We start from the raw sequence: 23,829 nt of genomic DNA, 5'->3' as shown, positions 1-23,829 counted from the left end.
AATACCACGAATGCAATTCCTTCAATTGACAGACACCGGCAGCGCGATACTGGCGCTTGCGATTGTCGCGGGCATGTTCGTCATGTTCCTGCGCGAAATCTATCCGACCGAGGTCGTTGCCATCGGTGGGGTCGCACTGATGCTGGTAACCGGCATTCTGCCCTACCAAAGCGCGCTTGCGGTCTTGTCCAACCCGGCCCCGTGGACCATCGCCGCGATGTTTATCATCATGGGCGCTCTGGTCCGGACAGGGGCGTTGGACGCCTTTACATCGACGGCGCAGAAACAGGCGCAGGTCAATCCACGAATAGCAATTGGCCTGTTGATGGGGTTCGTCATTCTGGCCTCGGCCGTCGTGTCCAACACACCGGTGGTTGTTGTGATGATCCCGGTGTTCGTACAGATCGCACGAACGCTGAACATGCCCGCCTCGAAGTTGCTGATTCCGCTGAGCTATGCTGCCATTCTGGGCGGAACCTTGACGCTGATCGGCACCTCGACCAATCTTTTGGTCGACGGCGTTGCCCGGGCGCAGGGAATGACCCCCTTTACCATCTTCGAAGTGACCCCGTTGGGGATCGCTCTGGTGATTTACGGAATGATCTACCTGCGCTTCATCGCGCCGCGCCTGCTGCCTGCACGCGACAGTATGGCCACGATGCTCAGCGACCGTTCGAAGATGAAGTTCTTCACCGAAGCGGTGGTGCCGCCTGACAGCAACCTGATCGACCGAGAAGTGATGGGCGTGCAACTGTTCAAACGCCCCGGAGTGCGCCTGATCGACGTGATCCGGGGGGACGAGTCGCTGCGGCGAAATCTGAAGGACGTGAACCTGAAAGTCGGGGATCGCGTTGTTCTGCGGACCGAGATGACCGAGTTGCTCAGCCTTCAGCGCAACAAGGAACTCAAGCGGGTCGATCAGGTTTCCGCTGTCGAAACCAAGACGGTCGAGGTTCTGATCACACCGGGCTGCCGCATGGTTGGCCGAACCCTTGGTGCGCTGCGCCTGCGCCGCCGTTATGGCGTTTACGTGCTGGCCGTGCACCGCCGGAACCAGAATATCGGACGTCAGCTGGATGATCTGATCGTGCGCGTGGGCGACACTCTGCTGCTGGAGGGCGCGCCCGCGGACATTCAGAGATTGGCGGCGGATATGGATATGGTCGATGTTTCCCAACCTTCGGCGCGGGCGTTCCGGCGCAGTCACGCGCCAATTGCCATCGGCGCTCTGGTGGGCATCGTCGCTCTGGCGGCCCTTGGTGTGGCACCGATATTGCTGTTGTCGATCCTTGCGGTTGCCGTCGTTCTGATCACCCGATGCATCGACGCGGATGAGGCGTTTTCCTTTATCGAAGGCCGGCTGCTGGCCCTGATCTTTTCGATGCTGGCAATCGGAGCGGCCCTGGACAAATCCGGCGCCGTGTCCCTGATTGTCGAGGCGATCGCGCCGGGCCTGAGTGCCCTTCCGCCGTTCCTGATTATCTGGGCAGTCTATCTGCTGACATCCGTTCTGACCGAGCTGGTCTCGAACAATGCGGTGGCAGTTGTGGTGACGCCTATCGCTATCGGACTTGCACAAGCGGTCGGCATCGATCCGCGCCCGTTGGTGGTGGCGGTCATGGTGGCGGCGTCCGCGTCTTTTGCGACCCCGATCGGGTATCAGACCAATATGATGGTCTATGGCCCCGGCGGGTATCGGTTTACCGACTTCCTGAAGGTCGGCGTTCCGCTGAACCTGACAGTTGGTTTACTGGCCTCGCTTCTGATCCCGCTGATCTGGCCATTGTAACACCGGCGTGGAACCGCCGAAATTGGCGGGCTGCTCTTGTAAATGCCGATCCGGGCACAATCTTTTCTGCTTAGAGTATCAAAGCAAGGACAGAACAATGCCTTTTCCCAGGATCGGGCAGGTCATCGTCGCCTGCGCAGTATTTTTGACCCTGCTTGGCAGTCAGAGTTCCGCCGGAACTCTGACCGGAACCGCCACATATCGCGAACGGATAGCGGTTCCGCCCAATGCGACCCTCTATGTGCAATTGCAGGATGTTTCGCGTGCGGATGCCCCGGCGCTTACGCTCGCCTCTCAGCGTTTTGCCCTTGATGGTGTACCGGCGACATACGAACTGGCTTACGATGACGCGCTGATCCGTGATGAAATGCGCTATGTCGTCCGTGGATCGATTTTTCTGGGCGACAAGTTATTGTTCACCACCGATACCGCTTATCCCGTGTTGACCGGAGACGCTGGTAACACCGCAGACCTTTTGCTGGTGCAGGCCCGCCCACAGGGCGCGGAAGCTTTGCAAGGGTCGACCTGGGTGGCGATGGGTCTGAACGGTGCGGTTCTGGAAACGGACAAATTCCCCGAAATAACATTTGCTGAAGATGGCAGTTTTTCTGGCAGCGGCGGATGCAATCGCTTTTCCGGTCAGGCAGAGATAGCCGGCACCGATATCGCTTTTCCTGACAACATGGCGGCCACACTGCGGGCTTGCCCACCGCCACAGGATGAGGTCGAGCGGGAGTTCTTCCAGGCACTGCAGGACGTGACCACCTTTGCGTTCAAAGGCGACACGCTGAATTTTCTGAACAGTGCCGGCGAACCGGTCGTGCAGCTAAACCGCGCAAAATAGATCCTCAGGCCACGGCCCGGGACCGTCCTGCGTTGCGGCCTGAGAAAATGCAACCACCCAGAAACGTGCCTTCCAGCGCGTTGTATCCGTGATAGCCGCCGCCGCCAAATCCCGCGACCTCGCCGGCGGCGAAAAGGCCGGGCACGGTCTGCCCGTCTGCGCCGATCATCTGGCTGTCCAGATTGGTTTGCAGACCGCCCAGCGTCTTGCGTGTCAGAACATGCAGTTTGACGGCGACCAGTGGCCCGTTTGAAGGATCAAGGAACTTGTGCGGCTTGGCCGTGCGGATCAGCCGGTCGCCGCGATAGTTGCGCGCCGCCAGGATCGCCATCATCTGTGCATCCTTCGAGAACGGGTTGTCGACCTGCGAATCCCGCGCTTCGATCTGGGCGCGCAAGTGAGCTTCGTCAATCAGGTCATCGCCCAGATGGTTCATGCCCCGCACCAGTTCGGTCAGGGTGTTGGCAACGACGAAATCCTCGCCCTTTTCCTTGAACGCCTCGACCGGCCCGGTGGCTTTTGAGCCGGACAGGACACGTTGACGGATCACCTCTTTCCAACTGCCCGAGGTGAAGTCCGGGTTCTGCTCGGACCCCGAAAGGGCAAATTCCTTCTTGATCACTTTCTGGGTCAGGACAAACCAGCTGTATTCGTACCCAGTTTTCAGGATTTCGCGCAGCGTGCCCAGAGTGTCGAAACCCGGCAGGCAGGGCGGTTCCATCCGGTTGCCCTTGGCATCGAACCACATTGAGCTGGGGCCGGGCAGAATGCGGATTCCGTGGGCTGGCCAGATCGGATCCCAGTTCCGCACGCCCTCGGTGTAGTGCCACATCCGGTCGCCGTTGATGACATGCCCGCCCGCCTTTTCGCTGATCGGGATCATCCGGCCATCGACGTGAAAGGGAACGCCCGCAACCATGTCCTGCGGCGGGGCGCCCAGACGCTCGCGCGGCCAGCTTTTGCGCACCATTTCGAAGTTGCCGCCAATGCCGCCGGACGTGACGATGATTGATGGCGCATAGAACTCGAACTCGCCAACCTCGTCACGGTTGGTCTTACCACCGCGCTGGGCGTCGTCGTCGGCCAGAACCTCGCCCGAAACGCCTTTGGCCGCGCCGTACTGCATGATGATGTGGCTGACCTGATGGCGGAATTCCAACCGGATCAACCCGGCGCTGACATGTTCATGCACCCGGCGGATGAAGTGTTCCAGCACGCCCGGTCCGGTGCCCCATGTAATGTGAAAGCGCGGGACCGAATTTCCATGTCCATCCGCGAAAGATCCGCCGCGTTCGGCCCAGCCCACCACCGGAAACCAGCGCAGGCCCATATGATGCAACCACGGGCGCATCTCGCCAGCGGCAAACTCGACATAGGCTTCTGCCCATTTGCGGGGCCAGAGGTCATCGTCACGGTCAAACTGCGCACTGCCCATCCAATCGCGCAGGGCAAGATCCTGACAGTCGCGGATGCCCATGCGGCGTTGCTCGGGCGTGTCGACCATGAACAATCCGCCAAGGCTCCAGAACGCCTGACCGCCCAGAAAGTGTTCAGGTTCCTGATCAACGATGATCACTTTCTTGCCGCGGTCGCCAAGTTCCGCCGCCGCTGCCAGACCGGCAAGACCGCCGCCAACGACAATTGCATCTGCAGTATTGTTGGTCATGAAATGTCCTTTCAGCGGTTGCGGAACCAGACGAGAAACGGAAGAGCCACGAAATACATTGTGATGCCATAAACGGCCGAGGGCAGGGCCAGCGGGCTGAACCCGCTTTCTGTTCCAGTGATCAAGGCCGCCAGCGTGATACCCAGTGTCGAGTTCTGAATGCCGGTTTCGATGGAAATCGTCTTGCTTTCATTCCACGACAGATTGGCCGCACGCGCCAGCCCCAGTCCGATCAGCAGCAGCGCCAGGTTCAGTGTGACTAGCCCCGCACCCATGATGCCGAGGTTGTCGATGAACAACTGCCAGTTTCCGGCAAGGGCGGCGATGACGATCAGGATGAATAGGATAGTAGCGGTTTTGGCCAGCGCAGGTTCGACCCAGTCGGCAAACCCGGTTGCAAAATGGCGCAGGCCGACACCAATTGCCACGGGCAGGGTGGTGATCAGAAACATGGCGATGGCCAGTCCGCTGATCGACACCTCGGGCGCATCCTCGGCCATGAAATGGCTAATTGACCATGCGGCCAGTACGGGCACGGTCACGATGGACAACAGGCTGATTACGGCGGTCAGACTGACGGATAGCGCGACATCGCCCCTGGCAAGCCGGGACAGGATGTTGCTGGTCACGCCGCCGGGACAAAAGCTCAGCAACATGAAACCGACTGCGATTGCGGGCGGCAAGGCGAACAGCTTGACGACGGCAAAAGCGGTGACGGGCAGCAAAACTACCTGAGACAAGGCACCGATCGCGAACGGATACCGTCGGCTTAGCACGCGACGGAAATCGGCCGCCTCCAGTCCGATACCAAGAGACAGCATGATGATGGCCAACGAAACGGGCAGGCCGACATTGATGAGCAGATCCAAGAACAACTCCTCCCAAAGCTGTTCGGATCAACCTATGCGAGGGGCGACGGATCAGGCAACCACGTCGTTGGGTCAGCCATAGCGCTGAGCGAACCGCCGCAGGATTTCGCCGGGTTGGGTAACGTCGGCGGCGTGGCACAGATCGATCAGCGTTTGCGCATCTTCTGGCGGGAAATAACCGTGGTCTTTGTAGATGTTGATGCGCTGTTCAAAGTCCCCTGCATCCGCCTCGGGGTGGAACTGCGTGGCATAAACGTTTTGCCCCCATCGGATCATCTGGAACGGGCAGGGGTCCGAAGCCACCAGATGCACGCAACCATCCGGCAGGTTCTGGACGGCTTCCTTGTGGCCAACAAAGGCTTCGAATTCTGATTGCAGACCTGCGGTCAGCGGGTCGGCCGCGCCGGCCTCGGTCAGGCGGCAGATCGAAGGGCCGACCGGCTCGCCAAAGCGGTTCTTGCTGACGTCGCCCCCCAGATGTGCGGCCAGAATGCCCAACCCGTAACAACAGCCCATAAAGGGATGATCCAACGCGGTGATCTGCGGCATCAATCCCATGATGGTGTTTTCGATACGAGCATCCAGCGGCGATTTCGAAGCCGGATCGTCACTGACGCAGCCAGGACCTCCCCCCACGATAATGCCCGCGTAGTCCGAAACACTAAGCCCCTCGGGCAAAGTCTCGCAATCCAGCCGGATGCGATGGGTCTGGTCCGCGTGAAGCCCGGTTTTGTCGAGAATCGAGGCGTACTCGGCGTCCGATGCATCAGTTTCAGGGCGCAGTTGCAGGATCAAAAAGCGTTTCATGTTCTGCCCTTACCCGTCAAAGCGGCCAGAACACAAGTATGGCTGGAACCGAAACCGCGATAATCAGGATCTCCAGCGGCAGGCCCATGCGCCAATAGTCGCCGAAACGATATCCGCCCGGCCCAAGAACCAGTGTGTTGTTCTTATGCCCGATGGGCGTCAGGAACGCAGCCGAGGCGGCAACTGCGACTGTCATCAGGAACGGATCCGGCGACACTTCAAGCGTTCGGGCCATCTGGATGCCGACAGGGGCCGCAACGATGGCTGTTGCCGTGTTGTTCAGAACATCCGAAAGGGTCATTGTGACGATCATCAGCACGGTCAGAATGGCCCAGGCCGGCAAGCCGTTTGTCAGTTGTATAAGCGCGTTTGCGATCAATTCGGTGCCGCCTGAAGATTCCAACGCACTGCCCAACGGGATCATGGAACCCAGCAGGACAACGACCGGCCATTCAATATGGTTGTAGATATCGGCAATCGGCATGATTTTGGTCAATACATAGGCGACGACGACCAGTCCCAGGGCAATCGGCAGGTAGATCAGACCGACGCTGGCAGCCAGTACGGCGGCGGCGAAAAGTCCGATGGCAAGCCACGCTTTGTCGTTTGCCGTGACATTCAGCCCGCGCGTGGCCAGCGGAAGACAGCCGAGCCATTCAGTAACGTCCGCCCCCCGATCCCGTGGGCAAAGCAGAAGCAGGATGTCACCCGCTTCAACCTGGGTCTTCCGGACCTGTTCGGTGATGTTGCGGCCTTGACGCGAAATGCCCATCAGTACGGTACTCTGCCGCCAGGCAAGGCCCAGCCCTTGCGCTGTACGGCCCGTGATGCGGGCGCTTTCGGGGGCGACGACTTCGATCACTTCCAACCCGTCGCCTTCGGCGGTCAGCAACTCCTGTCGCCGCGTGTCCGAGAAATCCAGGTTGAGCGCCGTGCGGAACTCATCCAACGCCTCAGGTCGCGCCTCAAGTACCAGCGCGTCGCCCTCGTGCAGCGTGGCATGGGTGGATCGGCCATAACGGCGTTTGCCATCCCGGATCAGCCCGATGATGGCGACGTCCGATTTTTCCGCCACCTCGTAAAGCTCACTGACCCGTTTGCCGATTTGAGGGGACTCGGGCGGAACAGTGAGTTCGGCGATGTACTCGGCCAACGCTTCGGAGGTATCCGTCTGCGGCCCCCGGTCCGGGATCAGTCGCCATCCGATCAGCGCAACAAAGGCCAGCCCGGCAATCGCGGCCAACCCGCCAACGGGGGCGAAATCGAACATGTGGAACGGCTCGCCAAGTGTTTCAGCCCGGATCGATGCAATGATGATGTTGGGCGGGGTGCCGATCAGCGTGGCCATGCCGCCCAGAATCGTGGCAAAACTTAGCGGCATCAGGCTTAGCCCGACCGATCGGCCCGCCTTGCGGGCGGTCTGAATATCCACCGGCATCAGCAGCGCCAGCGCCGCGACGTTGTTCATAAAGGCAGACAGCACGGCCCCGATCCCGCCCATCAGCGCGATATGGGCGCCAAGTCCGCGCGAAGCATCGACCAGGGTGCGGGTGATCAGGAACACCGCGCCAGACCGCACCAACCCGGCTGAGACCACAAGGACCAGCGCAACGATGATCGTGGCCGGATGGCCGAAGCCTGAAAAGGCATTGTCAACGGGCACAACGCCCAGCACAACACCGATCAGAAGCGCCGAGAACGCGACCAGATCGTATCGGAACCTGCCCCACAGAAGCAGTGCAAATACGGTTATGAAAAGTGCGAATAGAATGATCTGGTCAGTCGTCATGAGGCCACCATACCCACGCTTACGGGTTGGACAAGCCGCTCTCTTGATCCTAGGCCCTGCAACCGTCTATATGAGCGCCGAATACGCAATCACTATCACGAGGACGCAACATGGCAGGCCATTCCAAATGGGCCAACATCCAGCACCGCAAGGGGCGTCAGGACGCCGCGCGGTCCAAACTGTTTTCCAAGCTGTCGAAAGAAATCACCGTTGCCGCCAAGATGGGCGATCCCGACCCTGACAAGAACCCGCGCCTGCGTCTGGCGGTGAAAGAGGCCAAGTCGAACTCGGTTCCCAAGGATGTGATCGACCGCGCCATCAAGAAATCGCAGGCGGGCGAGGGCGACGATTACGAAGAAATCCGGTATGAAGGTTATGGCCCCAACGGCGTGGCCGTCATCGTTGAAACGATGACCGACAACCGCAACCGGACCGCATCGACCGTCCGCTCGACCTTTTCGAAGAACGGTGGAAACCTGGGCGAGACCGGGTCGGTCGGCTTCATGTTCGACCGCAAGGGCGAAGTGGTCTACCCGGCCTCGGCAGGTGACGCGGACACCATCTTTGAAGCGGCCATCGAGGCGGGTGCCGAAGACGTCGAAAGCTCGGACGACGGGCACATCATCTGGTGCGCGGATACCGATCTGAACGACGTGTCCAACGCGCTTGAGGCCGCGCTGGGCGAGACCGAGTCGACCAAGCTGGTCTGGAAGCCCACAACAACGACCGAGTTGGGCCTTGAGGACATGCAAAAGCTGATGAAACTGGTTGATGCGCTGGAAGATGACGATGACGTGCAACGCGTCACCACCAATTTCGAGGCCTCGGACGAGGTCATGGCGCAGCTGTAAGGCGTCGTATGACTGATTGAAAAACCCGGCCCGTCAGGCCGGGTTTTTTTGTGCCCTCGGTCTGACGGGTTGTCAGAAGAATGACGAGATGTCTTCCAGCGGTTTCTTTAGTTTTGCAACGGACGGGACGGTCGCGTCTGCAGCGGGATGGCCCACTGCGATGATCATTGTCGGTTTTTCGGAAGCAGGTCGGTTCAGTGCATCATTGAGAAAACGCATGGGGTTAGGGGTGTGTGTTAAAGTGCTGAGCCCGGCGTGGTGCAGCGCCGCCAGCAGAAACCCGGTGGCGATGTTGACGCTTTCTGGGACGTAGTAATTCTTGTACCGGGTACCGTCATCGAACTGCCCCCAACGCTGGGCGAAGACGACAATCAGCCAGGGGGCGACGGTGAGGTGTTCCTTGACATCGTTTGTCCCGATCGGCTCCAGCGCCTTGATCCACTCATCACCAGCACCGCCTGCATAGAACCGGCGTTCCTCCTCCTCGGCCTCCTCCCGGATGCGCTGTTTGAGCCCCGGGTCAGATACGGCCACGAAATGCCATGGCTGATGGTTGGCGCCGGACGGGGCCGTTCCCGCAGTGCGGATGCAACTTTCAATCACCGCGCGCGGAACCGTTCGATCGCAATAGTCGCGGACCGTGTGGCGCTTGCGCATGACGTCATAAAAGCTTTCGGCTGCCGTTGCCATTTCAGCGTCTGTCATATCGCTGCGGTCCGGCAGCGGTAGTGGGGTGTAGTTGAGTCTATCACGTGAAAACATAGTATTCCTCGGGGTATTTAATCTTTGTTTGACGTGGTTATTCCGGGATCAACCACTGGGCGGCGGCTTGTCTGACCGCTTTGGTTAAGGGTTTCAAGGCTGGCGCCAGTACACGGCCCACCTGCCAGCTGAGCGGGATGTCCAAAGGCGTGTCTGGAATGACTTCCTGCAACCGCCCTGCGGCAATCGCCGGACGGACCAGCGTCTCAGGGTTCATGCCCCAACCCAACCCGGCCAAGGCTGCGTCGACAAACCCGTGCGAGGACGGCAGATAGTGCGACGGCGGTGAAATCCGACCGCTGAATTGGCGGGCAATCCAAATCTTCTGCAAATTGTCCTTTCTGTTGAACGTCAGACACGTGGCCCGCGCCAGTGACGTCGCGTCGACACCATTCGGAAACCACTTCGCCATGAAAGCGGGACTGGCTGTCGGCAGATAGCGCAAGACGCCTAGCGGTGTGGTATCGCATCCGGTCACGGGCTGTCCGCCCACGGTGATCGCCGCACTGACCTCGCCGCGCCTGAGCCATTCTGCCGAATGGTCCTGATCATCCACGACCAGATCAAACAAAATACCCCGCGTCTGCGCCATCGCATCAATGAACCATGTCGCAAGAGTGTCCGCCGGAATGGCGATGCGTACTCTTGCTGGTTCCGGACCCTGCTTAAGGGTCAGTTCGCGGGACAACTGCGCCTCAAGAAGGCTGATGTCCTCAGCGTGCCGGGCGATGCGAATACCTGCAGGCGTACCCGAGCAGGGCGTGCCGCGGTTGATCAAAGCGGCACCGACGCGGTCTTCCAGCGCTTTGATCCGTTGTGAAATGGCCGAGGGCGTAACGGCCAGCTCGGAAGCAGCCGCTTCGAAACTGCCGTGACGCAGAATTGCCGACAGGGCGGACAGGTGGTTGGGGTCCAGCAGCATTAGCTGCGCTTAATCTGGATCAACATCTTTAATTTGATAGATCGCCTTGTTGGTTTTAGTCAACGGTCGGAACGCAGGAGGTTTCATGTCCACATCTCTGATCGCCGGTTTTGCCTTGGGCTTTAGCCTGATCCTGGCCATTGGCGCCCAAAACGCCTTTGTCCTGCGGCAGGGTTTGCGTCGCGAACATGTCTTCACCCTTTGTCTGACCTGCGCCGTCTCGGACGCCGTACTGATCGCCGCCGGTGTCGCCGGGTTTGGCTCGCTGGCGCAGGCCGCGCCCTGGTTCGAGCCGGTAATGCGGTATGGTGGAGCCACCTTCCTGACATGGTACGGCCTGCGCAGCCTGCTGTCGGCCTGGCGTGGCGGCGCAGTGATGGAGGTGGGAAATGGGCACCGTACCAGCCTGCGGGCGGCTTTGCTGGCCGTTCTGGCCTTCACATGGCTCAACCCGCATGTATATCTGGATACGGTTGTTCTGATCGGGTCGATATCGGCGCAGTATGACGACCGACTGGGATTTGCGGTCGGAGCCATGCTTTCCAGCTTTGTTTTCTTCTTTTCACTGGGATATGGCGCGCGGATCTTGTCGCCCATTTTCACCCGCCCCCGGGCATGGCAAATTCTTGATGTGGTGATCGGGATCATCATGTTGGCCATTGCACTGAAACTTGTTGCGATGTGAAGGGTTGTCCCGCCGCCGGTTTCGGTGTTCAACCACTGACATGACAACAGCAGCAGTATCCATCCGCCCGATCGCAGGTATGTTCTGGATGTTCTCCGCCGGGCTGTCCTTTGTCATGATGACGGCCCTGGTGAAGACCCTTGGCTCGTCCATGGATCCGATACAGGCGGCCTTTCTGAGGTATGCGCTTGGTTTGGTGTTTCTGCTGCCTGCCTTGCGAACGATCATGGCAACGCATCTGACCAAAAGAGACCTGACTTTGTTCGGGCTGCGGGGGATTATCCACGCCGTGGCGGTCATGCTTTGGTTCTTTGCCATGACCCAGATCCCTTTAGCCGAAGTGACGGCGATGAACTACATGACACCGATTTACGTCACGCTGGGCGCCGCGCTGTTTCTGGGGGAAAAGCTGGCATTTCGCAGGATTGCCGCAATTTTGGTTGCCCTGATGGGGGTTCTGATCATTCTGCGCCCCGGGTTTCGAGAGGTTTCGCCAGGCCATGTCGCTATGTTGGGAACGGCGCTGACTCTTGGCGGGTCTTACCTGTTGGCCAAGCTTCTGGTCCGGGATATCCCGCCTTCGGTCGTGGTCGCGCACTTGTCAATCTGGGTTACAATCGCCCTGATCCCGTTTGCCTATGCCGTCTGGACCCCGCCCAGCCTGCACGATTTGGGTGTATTGTTTCTGATCGCCTGTTTTGCGACAGCCGGTCAATACTTCATGACGCTGGCCCTGCAGGCGGCACCTGTTGCGGTAACCCAGCCGGTCACGTTCCTGCAACTGATCTGGGCAACTTTGATGGGCGCACTGGTATTTCATGAACGGGTTGATGTCTGGGTGGTTGCTGGCGGAACGCTGATCCTCGCTGCCGTCAGTTTCATCTCATGGCGCGAAGCGGTCCTGAACCGCAGTGCCGTAACGCCACCGGGTGTCGGCCCGAAATACTGACGCCGCTCGCTCGGCCTGAACGTTATTGATTGACGAGTCAATAAAACCCCCTTAGCGTTTGGTAAACCCAGCTGCTGAGAGGTAGGCATGCCAAAACTCGGAATGGAACCGATCCGTCGGGATGCAATCGTCCGCGCGACGATTGCCGAGCTTGGTCTGAAAAAGTCCCTCGACGTGACCGTCAGCCAGATCGCCAAACGGGCGGGCATGTCCAGCGCGTTGGCGCATCACTATTTCGGCGGCAAGGATCAGATATTTCTGGCCGCCATGCGCCGCATTCTATCCGATTTCGGTGCCGAAGCCCGCGAGCAACTGAAAGGCGCGGAAGCAGGGGAAAGACCGCAGGCCATTATCCGGGCATGCTTTGCACCCTCGTGTTTCACACCTGATGTGATCGCTGCCTGGATGACCTTTTATGTTCTGGCGCAAACCAATGACGATGCGTTGCGTCTCTGGCAAATCTACCAGTCGCGGATCAGATCCAATCTGATCGACAGCCTGCGACCGCTGATGAGTGACCCGGTTGAAGCTGCCGAGAACATGATTGCCCTGATCGACGGGCTGTATATCCGCGCGGCGCTGAGCGCACCGGAAGAGCCGCAACTGGCCGTTAACCACGCAATGCGTGTCCTCAACACTTTGCTCGAGGCTGAAAAATGACAAAGCCGAACATTCTGATCCTGATGGTGGATCAGCTGAACGGAACCCTCTTTCCCGATGGTCCCGCGGACTGGCTGCATGCGCCCAACCTCAAGAAACTGGCCGCGCGTTCGACCCGTTTTGCAAATGCCTATACCGCGTCGCCCCTTTGTGCGCCCGGTCGGGCCAGTTTCATGTCCGGCCAGTTGCCTTCGCGCACCGGTGTTTACGATAACGCGGCCGAGTTCCGTAGCGATATTCCCACCTACGCGCATCACCTTCGTCGCGCAGGTTACTACACCTGCCTGTCCGGCAAGATGCACTTCGTCGGTCCCGACCAAATGCATGGGTTTGAGGATCGCCTGACCACTGACATCTACCCGGCCGATTTCGGCTGGACACCGGACTATCGCAAACCCGGCGAGCGAATAGACTGGTGGTATCACAACATGGGTTCGGTGACTGGCGCAGGCGTGGCCGAAATATCGAACCAGATGGAGTATGATGACGAGGTTGCCTACAACGCCAAAGCCAAGCTTTACGATCTGGCGCGCGGCAAAGACGACCGCCCCTGGTGCGTGACCGTCAGCTTCACCCACCCGCACGACCCCTATGTTGCCCGGCGCAAGTACTGGGATCTCTACGAGGATTGCGAGCATCTTCTGCCAGAGATCGCCGATATCGGCTACGACAATCAGGATCCGCACGCAAAACGGATCTTCGATGCCAATGACTGGCGCAGTTTCGACATTACCGAAGAAGACATCCGCAAATCCCGACGCGCCTATTTCGCCAACATCACCTATCTTGACGACAAGATCGGCGAGATCATCGAGGTGCTGGAAACGACGCGGCAAGAGGCGATCATCATGTTCGTCTCAGACCACGGCGACATGCTGGGCGAGCGGGGCCTGTGGTTCAAAATGAACTTCTACGAAGGCTCGGCACGGGTGCCGCTGATGATCTCGGCCCCTGATCTTCCAACAGGGCGTATCGACGCCCCGGTATCGACCATCGACGTGACACCGACGCTGGGCGCTCTGGCTGGCGTCGACATGGATGAGATCGCGCCCTGGACCGACGGCGAGAACCTTGTTCCCTTGGCTCAGGGCGGCGAGCGCACCGCGCCCGTGGCCATGGAATACGCGGCCGAAGCATCATATGCGCCGCTTGTCTCATTGCGCTACGGCAAGTGGAAATACAACCGCTGCACACTGGACCCGGATCAACTGTTCGACCTTGAGGCCGATCCGCACGAACTGACCAACCTTGCCTTGAACCCCGAACACGCTGGCACACTGCAAACCCTGCGCGCGAAATCCGAGGCGCGCTGGGATCTGGATCGTTTCGACGCAGACGTGCGAGCCAGTCAGGCGCGCCGCTGGGTCGTGTACGAGGCGTTGCGGCAGGGGGGATATTATCCGTGGGATTACCAGCCGCTGCAAAAAGCATCGGAGCGTTACATGCGCAATCACATGGATCTGAATATCGTCGAGGAAAACGCCCGCTTCCCGCGCGGCGAATAACCTCTTCATCTTTTTGAAAATACTCCCGCCGGAGGCAATTGGGTTTTTCAACGAAAAACCTTGGCCCGGCGGGAACAGGAGACCTGAAAATGGAAGCAGATTTTGTCATTGTGGGTGCAGGATCCGCAGGGTGCGCGATGGCCTATCGCCTCAGCGAGGCCGGGGCTTCGGTCCTGGTGATCGAGCATGGTGGCACCGATGCGGGACCGTTCATCCAGATGCCCGCCGCACTCAGCTATCCGATGAACATGTCGCGCTATGACTGGGGCTACAGTTCCGAACCCGAGCCGCATCTGAACAACCGCCGGCTGGCCTGTCCGCGCGGCAAGGTGATTGGCGGATCGTCGTCGATCAACGGTATGGTCTATGTACGCGGTCATGCCCATGACTACGACACCTGGTCGGAAATGGGCGCTGATGGGTGGTCCTATGCGGATGTCCTGCCGTATTTCAAACGAATGGAATCCTGGCACGATGGCGGGCATGGGGGCGATCCGACGTGGCGCGGCACTGACGGGCCGCTGCACGTGTCGCGTGGCCCGCGCGAAAATCCACTGTTCCAGGCCTTTGTCGATGCCGGGCAACAGGCGGGATACCAGGTTACCGGCGACTATAACGGTGAAAAACAGGAAGGGTTCGGCCCGATGGAGCAGACCGTCTGGAAAGGACGGCGCTGGTCTGCTGCGAATGCCTATCTGAAGCCAGCTCTCAAACGGGATAACTGCGACATCCTGCGTGGCCTTGCGACACGTGTCGTAATGGAAAACGGCCGCGCCATGGGCGTCGAATTGGTCCGACGCGGCAAAAAGGAGATCATTCGTGCCCGGCGTGAGGTGGTTCTGGCCGCATCTTCGATAAACTCGCCCAAGCTGCTGATGTTGTCCGGTATCGGACCCGCGGCACATCTGGCTGAACATGGGATCGGCGTAGTCGCGGATCGCCCCGGGGTTGGGGCTAACCTGCAGGATCATCTGGAACTGTATATCCAGCAGGCATCGCTGCAGCCGATCACGCTGTACAAGCACTGGAACCTGTTCAGCAAAGGGCTGATCGGTGCCCAGTGGCTGTTTACTAAAACGGGTCTGGGTGCCTCGAACCAGTTTGAAAGTGCTGCGTTCATTCGCTCGAAACCCGGTGTGCGGTATCCGGATATCCAGTATCATTTCCTGCCGATCGCCGTGCGCTACGACGGGCAGACCGCGGCCGAGGGGCATGGTTTCCAAGCGCATGTCGGTCCCATGCGCTCACCTTCGCGCGGGGCGATAACGCTGCGCTCGGCCCGTGCCGAGGACGCGCCGGTCATTCGCTTCAATTACATGAGCCACGAAGAGGATTGGGCGGACTTCCGCACCTGCATCCGCCTGACCCGCGAGATCTTCGGTCAGGACGCTTTCAAACCCTATGCGGGCAAAGAGATCCAGCCCGGAGCCAGCGTTCAGTCCGACGAGGAATTGAACGAATTCATCGCCGAACATGCCGAAAGTGCGTATCACCCTTGCGGGACATGCCGTATGGGGCGGGCAGACGACAAGAACGCTGTCGTCGACCCGCAGGGGCGTGTGATTGGTGTAGATGGTCTGCGGGTCGCGGACAGTTCGATTTTCCCGCAAATCACCAACGGAAACCTGAATGCGCCATCGATCATGGTGGGCGAGAAAATGTCGGATCACCTGCTGGGCAAGGATGCGTTGCCTAGTTCGAATGACCGGCCATGGGTCCATCCCGAGTGGGAGACCGCTCAGCGTTAACGTTTCTTAACATACCCCGTTGAATGCGTCGCTGGTCAGGGGCATATCGGGGGTATGTTAAGACTTTGTTTGTGTTTTGTTCTGATGCTGCCGCAGATGGTTCTGGCCGCTGACCGGCCAACCGGGACTGTGCGGGTCGTGGACGCGGATACGTGGGATGTCGGTGGGGTCAGGATTCGTCTGTCTGGAATTGACGCCCCCGAATTGGATCCGACATGTCGTGACGCGCAAGGTGTCGAATGGCGCTGTGGCGCGTGGGCAACGCAGGTTGCACGACAAAGGTTCGATGGGCGACCGGCCTTCTGTGAACCGGTGGATCGGGACAGGTATGGCCGTGTGGTTGCTCGTTGTTATGTAGCGGGGAGCGATGCAGCGCTTACGCTGGTCGAGGATGGGCTGGCCTTTGCGTATCGCAAATACTCCCGCGAATATGTGCCGATTGAACAGAGGGCCGCGAAGGAAAAGAAGGGTCTGCACGCAACAGTGATTCCGGTGCCCTGGGTGCACCGCGCCGGGACCGCAGGTTTGCCCCGGCAGGAAACGTGCCAGATCAAGGGAAATATCTCGCCTAGTGGAGAAAAGATTTACCACGTGTCCGGGCAGGCTTTCTATACGGCGACAAAGATCAACAAGGCAAAGGGCGAGCGTTGGTTCTGTGACGCCAGGGCGGCGCGTTTGGCGAGTTGGCGACCTGCAAAGCGGTGAATCCAGCCTTTTGATGTCGCCAATTTGATCCGGGTCAAAGCGGTATCGCCGGAACATGTTTATCCGTGGGGACAACAACATTTCGAGGAGCTTACACGAATGTCTCACACACCACATGAACTGGCCGAAGAGTTTCCGGAAAAGGTCGAAGTGATGAGCCAACTCAAGCAGTCCGACGCGCATTTTGCCCGGCTGTCGGACGAATATCATGAGATCAACCGGACCGTGCATCGGGCCGAGACCAATGTCGAGCCGATGGAGGAACTGGCTGAAGTTGAGTTGCGCAAGAAGCGCGCGGCCTTGAAGGATGAAATCTGGGCGATCCTTTCGAAAAACTGACCCAATCGGGGGCTCTGCCCCCGTCGCGGCAGGCCGCGACTCCCCCGGGATATTTTTTGCCAGATGAAGATCCCGGGGAAAGTTTCAGGTGACTTCGTAGGGCAGCGTTCCTCGGGTATGGGCGTCGATTGTCAGCCTGCGTTCCAGCGGGGGAACGGACCTTTGGTGACAGGTTTGACGTTCGCAAATCCGGCAGGAAATCCCGATCGGTTCATAGGCGCTGGCATTGCTGATATCCAGGTTGTCGGCATAGACCAGAGCCTGCGCGTGACGCACTTCGCACCCCAGTGCAATGGCGTAGCGGCGCACCGGGGCCCCGAATGAACCGCCGGATTTCGATACGTCGCGTGCCAGGGAGATATAACGCACTCCGTCCGGCGTTTCGGCAAGTTGAAGAAGGAAATGACCTGGCGTTTCGAATGCGCGGTGGACATTCCACAGCGGGCAGGCGCCGCCGAAGCGCGCAAATTGCAGTCGTGTGGCTGAATGGCGTTTGGTGATCGTTCCGGCCTGATCCACGCGAACAAAAAAGAAGGGGATGCCTTTGGCTCCGGGCCGTTGCAAAGTGGACAGGCGGTGGGCAACCTGTTCGATCGATGCGCCGAATCTGATGCTGAGCAATTCCAGATCGTGGCGATCCTCTTGCGCGGCGGCCAAGAAGGCACCGTAGGGCATCAGGGAAGCCCCGGCAAAGTAGTTCGCAAGCCCGATTTTGGCGATGGCGCGGGCTTCGTCACTTTGGAAGCGGGCGAAATCCAGGGTTGCTTCAAGTAGTTTGTCCTGAGAAATCAGCGCAACCTGCAGCAGCAACTGAAAGACCTGCGTTTGCGGCGCGGCGCGTGAAGACAGAGAAAGCGTTTTGCTTGCTATGTCATATTTGCGCGTTTCCGAGATGTCCGTGAACTCGACACGGATGCCCCGCTCGGACAGGCTGTTGAGGGCTGCGGCGCGTATGCCTCCGGCTTCTTCCGCGCGTGTTGAAAACCGTTCGGCGGCCCGGTCAACAGCGTCGATATAGTTGTCGCAATAGTGGAAGAAATCGCGCACCTCTTCCCAGGGGCTGGCCTGAATTCGGGAATCCTCGCGCCCCAGGGCCTCGTCCAGCGAGGCCAGCCGTTCGTGCGTCTGGCGATACGTGCGGTGCAATGCAATGAAGGCACGTGCCAGCGCCGGCGCGTTCGATGCAGTCAGTCGCAAGTCGGCAAGAGGGGGCATTGCGTCGTCGAAGACCGGGTCGGCGAGCGCTTCGCGCATATCCGACACCAGCCGTTCGCTGTCACCGGTGCTGAGCTCGGTGACATCCATCCCGAATTCTTGCGCCAGAGCCAGAACAACCGTTGTCGAGATCGGTCGGTTGTTGTTCTCCATCTGGTTTAGATAGGGCAGGGAAACGCCAAGCTTGGTTGCGAATTCCTTTTGCGTCAGGGTCAGGCGCGTGCGCATTTCGCGCAGCTTTGCGCCGGCATAGAGCTTTTGAGTGGCCATGGCGTGTCTTTGCAACTTTTCTTTCAGCGCAGGCTAACTTTGCAAACCGCTGCGTGCAAGAAAGTTCAAAGACCCAGCTGTCGTTCCCGCCAAATGACAAGGCTGATGGCTGCGATGGCCAGAACCGCGGTTGTGAGCATTAGCCAAAGCAACGGCATTGCGCCGGTTTCCTGTGTCAGAAGCGCGCCCGCAAGTGCGCTCAGCGCTGCGCCGCCGCCAAGCATGATCGCTCCGCTCAGACCGGATGCTGTTGCGGCCAGATGGGGGCGAACGGACAGCGAGCCGGATGTTGCATTGGGGATCGCCATGCCGTTGCCGACGCCAACAAATGTCATAAACCCGAAGAAACTGATGGCGGTTCCCAAGCCGGCCAGGAACAGTAGAGCAGACAGGAATACACCAAGCGCGTTCAGCCAGCTTCCCCACAAAACCATCTTGTTGATGCCAAAGCGAACCGAGTAGCGCCCGCTCAGGAAGTTGCCGAAGAAATAGCCAAGTGCTGGCGCGCCGAAATAGATGCCGATTTCTGCCGCGGTCATGCCAAAGACCTCGGTTCCGATGAAGGGGGCGCCGCCGAGATAAGCAAAGAACGCGCCAGACGAAAACGCGGAGGACAGAGAGTATCCCCAGAACCGCGGAGACGTGAGAAGTTCCGGGTATTCCCGAAACTGCTGCAACAGTGTCTTGCCGCTTTTGATGCTGGTTTCACCGAAATCCGAATAGGTCAGCCAGATCGCAAGAGCGCCCACCAGAAAAGGAAACCAGAAGTTGGCTTTCCAGCCAAAGACCTCTTCCAGGATGCCGCCAATTGCTGGACCGATCATCGGAACGACCGCCATGCCCATGGTGACATATCCAATCATCGAGGCGGCTTTGTCCTGTTCGTAAAGGTCGCGAACGGCGGCTCGGCTGAGGACCATCCCGACCACGACAACGGCCTGAGACATTCGAAACGCCAGGAAAATCTCGACATTCGGGGCATAGATGCAGCCTAAAGTCGCCAGCAAAAAAAGCCCGAGCCCCCACAGCATAACGGGCCTGCGCCCGGACTTGTCCGCTATTGGGCCAATCAGTATCTGCAGCACCGCATTTATCAGCAGATACAGGGCAATCGACAACTGCATCACCCGGTATTCCGTCTCAAAATACTCTGCCATGTTGGGCAGGCTGGGCAGAAACAGATTCATGCTCAGGGCCGAAAGCCCCGATAGGATGACCAGTGTTGTGATTGAAGGCGGCGATCTGCGCACCGAGGTCGAGCTGAATTGCATGATGTGCATGTATAGGGGGCGCAGATGAGATTACCATCGGCCTCGCAGCGCCAATCGAAAAATTAGCAAATTTACACTATTCAATGACTTGATTGCCAATAGTTTGCAAATTTGCCGAAAGTTGCTTTGGTCCTTGCATGACTCCGTATAAGGTCCGGCGAAATTTTACAGGGGTTATCGTCATGAAAGACATCCTTTCCGAGCTTGAAGATCGCCGTAACGATGCGCGGCTGGGCGGTGGGCAAAAGCGGATCGATGCGCAGCATGCGCGGGGCAAACTGACGGCACGCGAGCGGATCGAGTTGCTACTGGACGAAGACAGCTTTGAAGAATTCGATATGTTCGTCAGCCATCGTTGCACTGATTTCGGGATGGAAAATCAGAAACCTGCGGGTGACGGTGTTGTGACCGGATGGGGCACAATCAACGGTCGCATGGTCTATGTGTTCAGTCAGGACTTCACGGTTTTTGGCGGCTCGCTGTCTGAAACCCACGCACAGAAGATCTGCAAGATCATGGATATGGCAGTGCAGAACGGAGCCCCGGTGATCGGTATCAACGACTCGGGTGGAGCGCGTATTCAAGAAGGTGTTGCGTCACTGGCGGGTTACGCCGAAGTGTTCCAGCGTAACATTATGGCCTCAGGTGTCGTGCCGCAGATCAGCGTAATCATGGGGCCCTGTGCGGGCGGCGCGGTCTATAGCCCGGCGATGACCGACTTTATCTTCATGGTCAAAGACACTTCCTACATGTTCGTAACCGGTCCCGACGTAGTAAAAACCGTAACGAACGAGGTCGTGACGGCGGAAGAGTTGGGTGGTGCGTCTACTCATACAAAGAAGTCTTCGGTTGCCGACGGTGCATTTGAAAACGATGTCGAGGCGCTGGCCGAAGTGCGCCGTCTGGTTGATTTCCTGCCGCTCAACAACCGCGAAAAGCCGCCCGTGCGTCCGTTCTTTGACGAACCCGATCGCATTGAATCTTCGCTGGATACGTTGGTTCCGGACAACCCGAACACGCCCTACGACATGAAGGAACTGATCGCGAAGGTCGCGGATGAGGGTGATTTCTACGAAATCCAGGAGGATTTCGCGAAGAATATCATCACCGGTTTCATCCGGCTTGAGGGGCAGACCGTTGGCGTCGTGGCCAACCAGCCGATGGTTCTGGCCGGATGTCTGGACATTGACAGCTCGCGCAAGGCCGCACGGTTCGTGCGCTTCTGTGATTGTTTTGAAATTCCGATCCTGACACTTGTCGACGTTCCCGGTTTCCTGCCCGGCACCAGCCAGGAATATGGCGGCGTGATCAAACACGGCGCAAAGCTTCTGTTCGCCTATGGCGAGGCAACGGTTCCGAAAGTAACCGTCATCACGCGCAAGGCTTACGGCGGAGCCTATGACGTGATGGCGTCGAAGCACTTGCGTGGCGATTTCAATTACGCCTGGCCGACAGCCGAGATCGCAGTGATGGGCGCCAAGGGCGCGACCGAAATCATTCACCGCGCTGATCTGGGCGACGCGGACAAGATCGCGCAGCATACGCAGGATTACGAGGATCGCTTTGCCAATCCGTTCGTCGCGGCCGAGCGCGGATTTATTGACGAAGTGATCATGCCACACTCTACGCGTCGCCGTGTCTCGCGGGCATTTGCGAGTTTGCGGAACAAGAAGCTGAAGAACCCGTGGAAAAAGCACGACAATATCCCGCTTTGATGGCCGGGGTGGGGCGGCCCACCTCGAATTGGCGCCGGTCTGCCGAATTTGATGGCGGAACGATTGCGAAGCTGAAAATCCGACTTTGAGGCCGAAACAGGTTTATGGAACAACCAGCCAAAAACAGATTAGCGCGGCGTGTCAACGCTGCGCCCGCGACCCCGGAGAGAGGAGCCTGCCACTGGCAGGGCTGGGGTCGCGCATTTGTTTTAGCTGGCGCATTGCTTGCATCCCCTGCGGAAGTTTTGGCCCAAAGCCTTCTGCCTGTCCCGTCAGGTCAGCCGGTCGAGCTGAGCGATGTTCTGCTGGACAATAACCCAGGTGAATTGTGGCTGAGGTTTCGCTTCATCGCGCCCAAGATCGGTTCGACAGTTGGGCGGATCGGTTATGATGTGGCGTCGGCCGATATGGCGCATCTTTGTGAAATCCTGGCGGTTCCCTATGTGGCGAAGCATGAACTTGAGCCGGCCCTCGTCGTGATTTCCTTTTCCGACCGCGCCACCGAATTCGGTAATGCCGCGCCCGACGCAACGCAGTTTTTCGAGGCCTACCGGTTGGAGGATTCCCGGTGTATCTGGGAAGGGCTCTGATCGTGATCGGTGATTTTCATGACATCAGTGCGTTTCAGAAAAAACCGGCGACCGTGGAGGTGCGCGCAATGAAACCAGCTCTGGTTGGATGTAAGTCCTGTGTCTTTTTCAACATGTTGATGGCCGAGGTTCAGGTATGCTGAAACATCGTGGTTTCCCCGGCCGTCTGTCCGGCACCGATTTCCAGTTCGTCATCCGGCGCGCCAACCCCAAAGGTGTAACGCCTCTGACCCGGCGCGAGCGTTTCCGGGATCGCAAACCAGCGGACCGGCGCGCGGACGCGGCGTTCATGGAAGCGTTGTGGGAACATTTCGGTGACCAGCCGTTTGAGCGTGGCAATTTGGACGCAGGGCGGCTGAGCTGGCTGTTCGGGCGCGAAGTAATTGCGGCAGAAGACCCGTTCGACCCTGCCAGCTACGACGCGTTGCTGGTGATTGATCTGGACGTCGCGCGCCATTCCTTTCCTGAAATCTTCGACGGGGTGCGCTGATCGTGTTTGCCGCCATGTCCCATATCCGCCAAGGGAAAACCCTGCCCGAAGCCGGGCAGGGCCGGTATGGGATGTCAGAAGTTCAACTGCGCCGCCAGTTGGACCCGGTCGCCGTCAAACGTCCGGCCAGTGGGGGCATCGTTCCGTTCGCCAAAGAAGTATTCGGCGCTGAATGTCAGGTTGTCGGTTGCCTGGTAAAAGGCGTTCACATGGATCGTCTCAAGCTCGGTGAAGGACAACGTGCCGGTCGAGGTGGGCAGATCGTAATCTTCGCGACCGTAGGCGATACCGACATTCCATTTCGTACCAATGTGCTGGCGGAACTCGATGGTATAGCCGTCGACGTCATTTGCCCGGCCGTTGACGATGGCATCACCCAGGCCGATCAGGTAGGGGCCAAGCGCCTCACCGTCTACGTAGTTGACCTGAAACAGCCCCCCCTGCCACGGCCGGACCGAGCCCGAGAGGGTAAAGCCTGTCTGATCGACTTCGACCGTGCCGGATTCGGCCTTGCCATAGAGGGCGGATGCGCGGGCAATATATGTGCCGTCGTCGTACTCGATGGCACCGGTGAAAACAGGATTTCTCGAATTGGACGCGCTGACGTTCTCTTCTATCGAAGCCGAGAATGTGGTGTTGGACCCAAGGGTATTGGAGTAGCGCACCTGTGGCACACGAGCGAATGGGATACCGACAGGACCGTTGAATTCAACCGAGGTCGGATAGGTGTCCAGCGGCTGGAAATTGGTCCAGTACTGACCGATCAGCCAGCTATCTCCGATCGTGATATTGGCATGGCGCAGGCGCAGTTCAGCCGCTCCGCCCGAGGCGAACAGATCCAGTTCCAGCTGACCTCCGATTTCGCCGATACCGGAAGGCGTGCTGGTACGCAGCCCGATTCGGGACTGACGAACAGTCGCGCCGAATGTGCCACTGGTCTCGTTTGCAGGCTCACCGATGTTGTTTACGAAGGCGGTGTCACCCTGGTCGTAGTCGAAGTCGTAGAAGAAATCGGCCTTGATATATCCGTAGACGTCCAGAGTGGTGTTGCCGATCCTCAGATCGCCGGTCCCGGCACCGGATTTGGCGGCCTCCAGCGCTTCGACACGGGCGCGCAGGGCATCCAGTTCGGCCTGGGTCTGAGCATCCTGGGCGTTGGCCTTCAATCCGCTGAATCCGAGCGCCGAGACGGCGAGCAGAAGGGCCGTTTTTCTCTTTATTATCATTTGGGTATTTCCTTGTATGCGAGTGTGCACAAGCACAGTTCCACGTCCCAAAATCCGATGGAAATCACGACAACGGGACAAAATGGGCCCGATTTCTCAAGCAATCGTGCGGGAAATCCCAAGCACCTTCACGTGTGGGTGAAAGAGGGTCGTAACGCACGG

22 protein-coding genes are annotated in these 23,829 nt (G+C 58.8%); 13 read left to right on the top strand and 9 right to left on the bottom strand.

Annotated features, from left to right (window positions below; genetic code table 11):
• Nucleotides 1-10: 10 nt before the first annotated feature.
• Together ACR3EQ_RS07480 and ACR3EQ_RS07475 are read left to right on the top strand one after the other, a co-directional pair.
• Entirely contained in the window at nt 11-1,789 is a 1,779-nt protein-coding gene (locus ACR3EQ_RS07480) for an SLC13 family permease (RefSeq protein ID WP_170609899.1), read from the top strand.
• A 97-nt stretch (nt 1,790-1,886) separates the two neighbouring features.
• A complete protein-coding gene (locus tag ACR3EQ_RS07475) occupies nt 1,887-2,633 on the top strand; it encodes a YbaY family lipoprotein (RefSeq protein WP_170609901.1) in 747 nt (248 codons plus the stop codon).
• A 4-nt stretch (nt 2,634-2,637) separates the two neighbouring features.
• On the opposite strand, the gene ACR3EQ_RS07470 is transcribed toward ACR3EQ_RS07475, so the two are convergent.
• From ACR3EQ_RS07470 to ACR3EQ_RS07455, 4 genes are all read right to left on the bottom strand, one after another.
• Nucleotides 2,638-4,299: an FAD-binding dehydrogenase gene (locus ACR3EQ_RS07470; protein WP_480490237.1), complete on the bottom strand. Its 1,662-nt coding sequence runs from the start codon at nt 4,297-4,299 to the stop codon at nt 2,638-2,640.
• Nucleotides 4,300-4,310: 11 nt separating this feature from the next.
• The gene (locus ACR3EQ_RS07465) at nt 4,311-5,168 is read right to left on the bottom strand and encodes a bile acid:sodium symporter family protein (RefSeq protein WP_170609904.1); all 858 of its coding nucleotides are present in this window, start codon (nt 5,166-5,168) and stop codon (nt 4,311-4,313) included.
• Between the two features lie 72 nt (nt 5,169-5,240).
• Complete coding sequence (locus ACR3EQ_RS07460; RefSeq protein ID WP_170609906.1) at nt 5,241-5,975, bottom strand: glutamine amidotransferase; 735 nt, start codon at nt 5,973-5,975, stop codon at nt 5,241-5,243.
• Between the two features lie 16 nt (nt 5,976-5,991).
• A complete protein-coding gene (locus ACR3EQ_RS07455) occupies nt 5,992-7,764 on the bottom strand; it encodes an SLC13 family permease (protein WP_170609908.1) in 1,773 nt (590 codons plus the stop codon).
• 110 nt (nt 7,765-7,874) lie between these two features.
• Between ACR3EQ_RS07455 and ACR3EQ_RS07450 the strand changes: the two genes are divergently transcribed.
• Nucleotides 7,875-8,615 (top strand): YebC/PmpR family DNA-binding transcriptional regulator, encoded by a 741-nt coding sequence (locus tag ACR3EQ_RS07450; RefSeq protein ID WP_170609910.1) that lies wholly within the window; start codon nt 7,875-7,877, stop codon nt 8,613-8,615.
• Nucleotides 8,616-8,687: 72 nt separating this feature from the next.
• Here ACR3EQ_RS07450 and ACR3EQ_RS07445 read toward each other — a convergent pair whose 3' ends face one another.
• Both ACR3EQ_RS07445 and ACR3EQ_RS07440 read right to left on the bottom strand, forming a co-directional pair.
• Nucleotides 8,688-9,377, bottom strand: coding sequence for a nitroreductase family protein (locus ACR3EQ_RS07445; RefSeq protein WP_170816659.1), 690 nt, complete (start codon nt 9,375-9,377; stop codon nt 8,688-8,690).
• 37 nt (nt 9,378-9,414) lie between these two features.
• Nucleotides 9,415-10,299 carry a LysR family transcriptional regulator ArgP gene (locus ACR3EQ_RS07440; RefSeq protein ID WP_170609913.1) on the bottom strand — a complete coding sequence of 295 codons (885 nt, stop codon included), beginning with the start codon at nt 10,297-10,299 and terminating at the stop codon, nt 9,415-9,417.
• A gap of 85 nt (nt 10,300-10,384) precedes the next feature.
• Between ACR3EQ_RS07440 and ACR3EQ_RS07435 the strand changes: the two genes are divergently transcribed.
• From ACR3EQ_RS07435 to ACR3EQ_RS07405, 7 genes are all read left to right on the top strand, one after another.
• A complete protein-coding gene (locus tag ACR3EQ_RS07435) occupies nt 10,385-10,984 on the top strand; it encodes a LysE/ArgO family amino acid transporter (protein WP_170816658.1) in 600 nt (199 codons plus the stop codon).
• A 40-nt stretch (nt 10,985-11,024) separates the two neighbouring features.
• Nucleotides 11,025-11,933, top strand: coding sequence for a DMT family transporter (locus ACR3EQ_RS07430; RefSeq protein ID WP_480490234.1), 909 nt, complete (start codon nt 11,025-11,027; stop codon nt 11,931-11,933).
• A gap of 87 nt (nt 11,934-12,020) precedes the next feature.
• Complete coding sequence (gene betI, locus ACR3EQ_RS07425; protein ID WP_170609919.1) at nt 12,021-12,593, top strand: choline-binding transcriptional repressor BetI; 573 nt, start codon at nt 12,021-12,023, stop codon at nt 12,591-12,593.
• Entirely contained in the window at nt 12,590-14,098 is a 1,509-nt protein-coding gene (gene betC / locus ACR3EQ_RS07420) for a choline-sulfatase (protein WP_170609921.1), read from the top strand. Before betI ends, betC begins: the two co-directional genes overlap by 4 nt.
• Before the next feature lie 89 nt (nt 14,099-14,187).
• On the top strand, nt 14,188-15,846 hold the full coding sequence (gene betA, locus ACR3EQ_RS07415) for a choline dehydrogenase (protein WP_170609923.1): 1,659 nt from the start codon (nt 14,188-14,190) through the stop codon (nt 15,844-15,846).
• A 54-nt stretch (nt 15,847-15,900) separates the two neighbouring features.
• Nucleotides 15,901-16,551, top strand: coding sequence for a thermonuclease family protein (locus tag ACR3EQ_RS07410; RefSeq protein WP_480490231.1), 651 nt, complete (start codon nt 15,901-15,903; stop codon nt 16,549-16,551).
• 99 nt (nt 16,552-16,650) lie between these two features.
• Complete coding sequence (locus ACR3EQ_RS07405) at nt 16,651-16,890, top strand: DUF465 domain-containing protein (RefSeq protein ID WP_170609927.1); 240 nt, start codon at nt 16,651-16,653, stop codon at nt 16,888-16,890.
• An 84-nt stretch (nt 16,891-16,974) separates the two neighbouring features.
• On the opposite strand, the gene ACR3EQ_RS07400 is transcribed toward ACR3EQ_RS07405, so the two are convergent.
• Together ACR3EQ_RS07400 and ACR3EQ_RS07395 are read right to left on the bottom strand one after the other, a co-directional pair.
• A complete protein-coding gene (locus ACR3EQ_RS07400) occupies nt 16,975-18,375 on the bottom strand; it encodes a helix-turn-helix domain-containing protein (protein ID WP_170609929.1) in 1,401 nt (466 codons plus the stop codon).
• A 65-nt stretch (nt 18,376-18,440) separates the two neighbouring features.
• Complete coding sequence (locus ACR3EQ_RS07395; protein ID WP_480490229.1) at nt 18,441-19,646, bottom strand: multidrug effflux MFS transporter; 1,206 nt, start codon at nt 19,644-19,646, stop codon at nt 18,441-18,443.
• A 182-nt stretch (nt 19,647-19,828) separates the two neighbouring features.
• Here ACR3EQ_RS07395 and ACR3EQ_RS07390 point away from each other — a divergent pair, with 182 nt between their 5' ends.
• The 3 genes from ACR3EQ_RS07390 to ACR3EQ_RS07380 all read left to right on the top strand — a co-directional run bounded on the left by ACR3EQ_RS07390 (nt 19,829) and on the right by ACR3EQ_RS07380 (nt 22,441).
• Nucleotides 19,829-21,361, top strand: a complete 1,533-nt coding sequence (locus ACR3EQ_RS07390; RefSeq protein WP_170609933.1) for an acyl-CoA carboxylase subunit beta — start codon at nt 19,829-19,831, stop codon at nt 21,359-21,361.
• A gap of 221 nt (nt 21,362-21,582) precedes the next feature.
• The gene (locus ACR3EQ_RS07385; protein ID WP_480490226.1) at nt 21,583-21,951 is read left to right on the top strand and encodes a DUF6497 family protein; all 369 of its coding nucleotides are present in this window, start codon (nt 21,583-21,585) and stop codon (nt 21,949-21,951) included.
• 136 nt (nt 21,952-22,087) lie between these two features.
• Nucleotides 22,088-22,441 (top strand): hypothetical protein, encoded by a 354-nt coding sequence (locus ACR3EQ_RS07380; RefSeq protein WP_170609935.1) that lies wholly within the window; start codon nt 22,088-22,090, stop codon nt 22,439-22,441.
• Between the two features lie 74 nt (nt 22,442-22,515).
• Here ACR3EQ_RS07380 and ACR3EQ_RS07375 read toward each other — a convergent pair whose 3' ends face one another.
• The gene (locus ACR3EQ_RS07375; RefSeq protein WP_480490224.1) at nt 22,516-23,667 is read right to left on the bottom strand and encodes a DcaP family trimeric outer membrane transporter; all 1,152 of its coding nucleotides are present in this window, start codon (nt 23,665-23,667) and stop codon (nt 22,516-22,518) included.
• Nucleotides 23,668-23,829 lie beyond the last annotated feature (162 nt).

Source organism: Ruegeria sp. AN11, from assembly GCF_056536005.1.
Note: the sequence above shows the minus strand (reverse complement) of the source record. Positions and strands in the feature narration are given on the sequence as shown.

Coding starts and splice junctions, on each gene's coding strand:
- ACR3EQ_RS07480 (WP_170609899.1), top strand. CDS start 11: ATGCAATTCCTTCAATTGACAGACACCGGCAGCGCGATACTGGCGCTT.
- ACR3EQ_RS07475 (WP_170609901.1), top strand. CDS start 1,887: ATGCCTTTTCCCAGGATCGGGCAGGTCATCGTCGCCTGCGCAGTATTT.
- ACR3EQ_RS07470 (WP_480490237.1), bottom strand. CDS start 4,299: ATGACCAACAATACTGCAGATGCAATTGTCGTTGGCGGCGGTCTTGCC.
- ACR3EQ_RS07460 (WP_170609906.1), bottom strand. CDS start 5,975: ATGAAACGCTTTTTGATCCTGCAACTGCGCCCTGAAACTGATGCATCG.
- ACR3EQ_RS07455 (WP_170609908.1), bottom strand. CDS start 7,764: ATGACGACTGACCAGATCATTCTATTCGCACTTTTCATAACCGTATTT.
- ACR3EQ_RS07450 (WP_170609910.1), top strand. CDS start 7,875: ATGGCAGGCCATTCCAAATGGGCCAACATCCAGCACCGCAAGGGGCGT.
- ACR3EQ_RS07445 (WP_170816659.1), bottom strand. CDS start 9,377: ATGTTTTCACGTGATAGACTCAACTACACCCCACTACCGCTGCCGGAC.
- ACR3EQ_RS07440 (WP_170609913.1), bottom strand. CDS start 10,299: ATGCTGCTGGACCCCAACCACCTGTCCGCCCTGTCGGCAATTCTGCGT.
- ACR3EQ_RS07435 (WP_170816658.1), top strand. CDS start 10,385: ATGTCCACATCTCTGATCGCCGGTTTTGCCTTGGGCTTTAGCCTGATC.
- ACR3EQ_RS07430 (WP_480490234.1), top strand. CDS start 11,025: ATGACAACAGCAGCAGTATCCATCCGCCCGATCGCAGGTATGTTCTGG.
- betI (WP_170609919.1), top strand. CDS start 12,021: ATGCCAAAACTCGGAATGGAACCGATCCGTCGGGATGCAATCGTCCGC.
- betC (WP_170609921.1), top strand. CDS start 12,590: ATGACAAAGCCGAACATTCTGATCCTGATGGTGGATCAGCTGAACGGA.
- betA (WP_170609923.1), top strand. CDS start 14,188: ATGGAAGCAGATTTTGTCATTGTGGGTGCAGGATCCGCAGGGTGCGCG.
- ACR3EQ_RS07410 (WP_480490231.1), top strand. CDS start 15,901: ATGTTAAGACTTTGTTTGTGTTTTGTTCTGATGCTGCCGCAGATGGTT.
- ACR3EQ_RS07405 (WP_170609927.1), top strand. CDS start 16,651: ATGTCTCACACACCACATGAACTGGCCGAAGAGTTTCCGGAAAAGGTC.
- ACR3EQ_RS07400 (WP_170609929.1), bottom strand. CDS start 18,375: ATGGCCACTCAAAAGCTCTATGCCGGCGCAAAGCTGCGCGAAATGCGC.
- ACR3EQ_RS07395 (WP_480490229.1), bottom strand. CDS start 19,646: ATGCAATTCAGCTCGACCTCGGTGCGCAGATCGCCGCCTTCAATCACA.
- ACR3EQ_RS07390 (WP_170609933.1), top strand. CDS start 19,829: ATGAAAGACATCCTTTCCGAGCTTGAAGATCGCCGTAACGATGCGCGG.
- ACR3EQ_RS07380 (WP_170609935.1), top strand. CDS start 22,088: ATGCTGAAACATCGTGGTTTCCCCGGCCGTCTGTCCGGCACCGATTTC.
- ACR3EQ_RS07375 (WP_480490224.1), bottom strand. CDS start 23,667: ATGATAATAAAGAGAAAAACGGCCCTTCTGCTCGCCGTCTCGGCGCTC.